Source organism: Acaryochloris sp. IP29b_bin.137, assembly GCF_028285745.1.
GTDB lineage: Bacteria > Cyanobacteriota > Cyanobacteriia > Thermosynechococcales > Thermosynechococcaceae > Acaryochloris.
On sequence record NZ_JANQOP010000131.1, the window covers coordinates 1 to 4079 of the forward strand.

Below are 4079 nucleotides of genomic sequence, written 5' to 3' on the forward strand. Positions count from 1 at the left end.
GCTTTAGCGATACTGGATTAGGAGTAATTCCAAGTGTCCTACTAAAGCCCTCTTGACTAATACCTAGGGGGCTTATCCTTGGTTGGCGAAGGTATTGATAGTGACATCATCTTTCTAGCCGGAGGGAGAGGTGTTTCGGACATTTAGCATCGTTACTGAATCCCCACTTGGAGACCCACGATACGCCCTGAGTTTTTGAATAGCATCATTGGCAGAGCGGGAAAGACTTGGCTAACCCATCGCCAAAAGGTTGGCAATCGCTGTAAGTCATCCAAAAAGTGCTGTAGATAAAACTCTTCACGCTTGAGGACAAAGCCTTGGCCCCAGCGTTCAAGATCTAAGGATCGGTTGATGCCCCACTTAAATTCAGCACTGGTTTTGGACACGGTGTCATGTTGTGAAGTACTCCGGGCAGTCCCTTGGCTAATAACATCAAATAGAACTTCAATGGAGCCGAATTGGGCCTGAATCCTCTGTAAGAGGGCTTGATTCTCCGCTTCTGTGAGATACATGGCTACCCCTTCATAGATCACCATCATCGGCTGTTTAGGCTCACAGTCAATCTCACCCATCCAGGTAAAGTCCAAGATTGATTTAGCGATTAAATGGTTATGATGCTCTCCGCTCTGACTATCACCATTGCAGACTCCAAACACCTGTCGTCGCAAATCAATAACTTCGGGGAAATCAACGTCATACCAATGAACATGAGCAGTTTGCAATCGTGAGAACCGCGTGCATAAGCCCGCCCCTAAATTGACTATCACTGCATATGGATGGGTATTAATGAAATTTTGAACAATCCGGTCCATCTGTCTGGCTCGGATTACACATGCTAATTGGGATGCCCACCCTCGTGCAAATTTAGAAAAGTCGTAATCCAGTTGATTGAGGATTTCAACTGCCATTGGATCCTGCAGAACAGGGCATGGGCGCTGGTCTTCAACAGCACGGGCATAGAGTGTAATCATCAGGGTTTCAGGAACCCCTTTTAACTGGACCGACTGGGTAAACGTCATAGCAACCTCCGATTCTTGTGGTCTAAGGTTGATGAGACATGACGGGTGATAACGCGGAGAGGGCAGAGGGCGAGACGATTGACTGGTTGGGCAGACATTCGTGGACCAAGGCAACTTTGCCATATCGGGGATCAATCTCAACGCCTTGTATCTCTATCGAGCGGCAAAATACACCGTCAGCAACGGGAATACCGTAAAACGCTTTCTCTAACGGCTTGAGCGGTAGGCATCGCTTAAAAATAGTGGGTCGATGTTCAGGGGGAATAAATTCATCATCGCCTAAGGTCAGAGCAGGTTCGTTATGAAATGGAATTTGGCCGACATTCGTTAATATCCCAGCTGGCGTTGAAAATTGCTCACACCACTGTAATGCCAGGAACCATTTGGCATCGGCTAGGCGGCCAAAGATTCTCTCAGAAGGGGTTTGAGGAAGCACTTTATAGCCCCCTTCAACCGATAAAATCGTTCCCCCTAAGAATCCGAATAAAGTATTGATTGAATGGGGCATGTCAGCTTCTCTGGTAAACGGTGAAAAAAGAGACTGAGCCAGTCTTTTGAAAGCTCTCATAAGAGAAAAAAATCCCTGAGAAATGCGGTTATTCCTCAGGGAACGTAGACTGTGTTAAGGATCGGATCTGCGTAAGAAGAGGATAATTTAGACGAGGGCTAGCTCCCGCTCAACTTCAGGGCTATATTCCCCCAAACTGGCGGCACCATTACATTTAACACGATGCAACAGTCGCTGTTGAGCTTCGGATACCCGCTGACTCTCACCCCGCCAATGCTCCAAGGCCGGCTGCTGAATGGCTCGAGCATATGAAAAGGTGACAGGCCATGGACAGATATCTGCATAGCGAGCATTCATTACATTCAGATGGGCAGCCGATCGCTCAGCACTTTGACCACCTGACAAAAAGGCCACTCCCGCAACCGGAGCAGGCACGTTTTTGCGTAGACAATTGATGGTCGCTTCAGCTACCTCATCAACGCTGGGTTGCTGAGGGCAATCTTTACCCGCGACAACCATGCTGGGTTTAAGAATCATTTGGTCAAAAGCTACCCCTTGGGCATAGAGTTGACCAAACACCTCATGAAGGGTGCGATCGGTGACCTGATAACATCGCTCTAAGGTATGGTCACCATCAATTAAGACTTCGGGTTCGACAATGGGAACCAGGCCTCCCTCTTGGCAAAGGGCAGCATATCGGGCCAAAGCCTGGGCATTCACATTAATGCAAGTTTGACTGGGAATACCATTACCAATGGTGATCACAGCTCGCCATTTAGCAAAACGAGCACCCATGCTGTAGTACTCAGCAATGCGATCGCGCAAACCATCTAGACCTTCTGTTACTTTTTCATCCGGATGGGCAGCTAAGTCTTTAGCCCCTGTATCCACCTTAATCCCCGGAAGCATACCCGCTTCAGTAATCACTTGTACAAAGGATCTACCGCTTCTAGTCGACTGTCGAATGGTCTCATCAAACAAAATGGGACCACTGATGTAAGTAGAAAGTTGGGGTGTTGTTAAGATTAACTCTCGATAAGCCCTTCGATTCTCTTCCGTCGTAGGAATGCTTAGCTGAGCAAATCGCTTATTACAAGTGACATTACTCTCATCAATTGCCAAGATGCCCTTTCCTCTTGCCACCAATGCTTTAGCGGTGGCCTTTAACTCTTGGGCATGGGTACTCATATAGAACCTCCTAAGTTGAGCAGAGATAGAATTAAAATCTCTTGCTTATTGATAATATATATTAATAAGCAAGAGATTTGTCAAGCATTCTCATCAACAAATAGGTGGATCAAGGACTTGGATTTGTCTCAGATTTACTGCCAAAAATCACTAAATATGCTGAAAAACAGAAATTTCCATATTTCTAAATCATCCAATCTGATTTAGAAATATGGAAGCAATGATCTTTATTTCTTGAGAATTATCTCAAATCTGACTGGGAAGATTGATGACCTATGAATGCGACCGACCATACTGAGACCTATGAAATGCTCAGCAAGATCTCCCGAATTGTCTCCCTATTCAAAGAGCAATTTCTGGATGCCTACCCAGATTTGAGTCCTTGGATCTATGACCCCGCCCTTCGATACTTGATCGATCCGCATTCGATTGATCTCTGCTTCCATTCCCCAGGGTGGCATCCCACTTGCCATAGCCACTGTGTATTAACCCAAATTCGCTTTTCAGCGAACCCTAAATCGGATGACGCTCATATCATTGGTATTGAATCAATGGGCTACACCTACACTGAACCTTATTGGCGATGCTGCTCTACCACGGATGAATGGGACTTTGATGGGAAATCGCCCCCCACTTTAATGGCGAGAAAAAAGTTAGAGCAATTTTTTGGGGATGTTTACGCCTTGTTTGGGTACTCAGATAATGCTGGACCATCGCCCTGAATCTTTGAACCGCAACATGCCAAACGAGACAACGGCAACCCTAGACAAAAGGCTCAACAGCTCGCTTAATATCAGACGGAGTTTGACTTTGCCGACGGCCTGATCCAATATCTCGTCCACCATAGAGTCGCCCCAGTGAACGTTCACGCCTGAATCTCTCAAAAATGTACGCTCTAATTTTTACCCCTCGATATTAAATAGTTAAGATTAATTCTCAATTAGTAAAAGTGGTGGTACCGTTTAAGTAAGACAAGTTGTCTTACTTGATTTCAGCTTTGGAGACAACCAATGCGTCATATTAAACCCCTGCTTCTGGGTCTGACAACGACCTTAATGGCAGTTTTACTGGTCATCGGTGGATTTTGGCCAGGATCAACCGCTCTCGCAGCAACGACCACCATTCAAATGGGGTCTCCTGCTGGCATGCTTGTATTTGAACCCGTCGAAGCAACGATTGCCCCCGGTGATACGGTGCATTTTGAAGTTGCGGGTGTTCCACCCCATAACGTGGTGTTTGATCCAGGTAATTCTGCTGGCGATGTGAGTAACTATCCTTCTTAAGCCTCCGGTTTGACCGGAGGACTCGTAAGGTTTAACCTTCCCTGCGGTCATAGTCCTATCCCAAAACTTCGGGAGTTGCTA

General features: G+C 46.4%; 5 protein-coding genes. 2 read left to right on the forward strand and 3 right to left on the reverse strand.

Annotated features, from left to right (window positions below; all coding sequences use genetic code 11):
- Positions 1-152 precede the first annotated feature (152 nt).
- The 3 genes from Q0991_RS10075 to Q0991_RS10085 form a co-directional block, all read right to left on the reverse strand.
- Positions 153-1019: a class I SAM-dependent methyltransferase gene (locus Q0991_RS10075; RefSeq protein ID WP_299487956.1), complete on the reverse strand. Its 867-nt coding sequence runs from the start codon at positions 1017-1019 to the stop codon at positions 153-155.
- A 22-nt stretch (positions 1020-1041) separates the two neighbouring features.
- A complete protein-coding gene (locus Q0991_RS10080) occupies positions 1042-1527 on the reverse strand; it encodes a hypothetical protein (protein WP_299487958.1) in 486 nt (161 codons plus the stop codon).
- 147 nt (positions 1528-1674) lie between these two features.
- Entirely contained in the window at positions 1675-2715 is a 1041-nt protein-coding gene (locus Q0991_RS10085; RefSeq protein ID WP_299487960.1) for a class I fructose-bisphosphate aldolase, read from the reverse strand.
- A gap of 275 nt (positions 2716-2990) precedes the next feature.
- On the opposite strand from Q0991_RS10085, the gene Q0991_RS10090 reads away from it, so the two are divergent.
- Positions 2991-3437 carry a hypothetical protein gene (locus Q0991_RS10090; RefSeq protein WP_299487963.1) on the forward strand — a complete coding sequence of 149 codons (447 nt, stop codon included), beginning with the start codon at positions 2991-2993 and terminating at the stop codon, positions 3435-3437.
- 288 nt (positions 3438-3725) lie between these two features.
- Positions 3726-3998 carry a plastocyanin/azurin family copper-binding protein gene (locus tag Q0991_RS10095; protein ID WP_299487965.1) on the forward strand — a complete coding sequence of 91 codons (273 nt, stop codon included), beginning with the start codon at positions 3726-3728 and terminating at the stop codon, positions 3996-3998.
- Positions 3999-4079 lie beyond the last annotated feature (81 nt).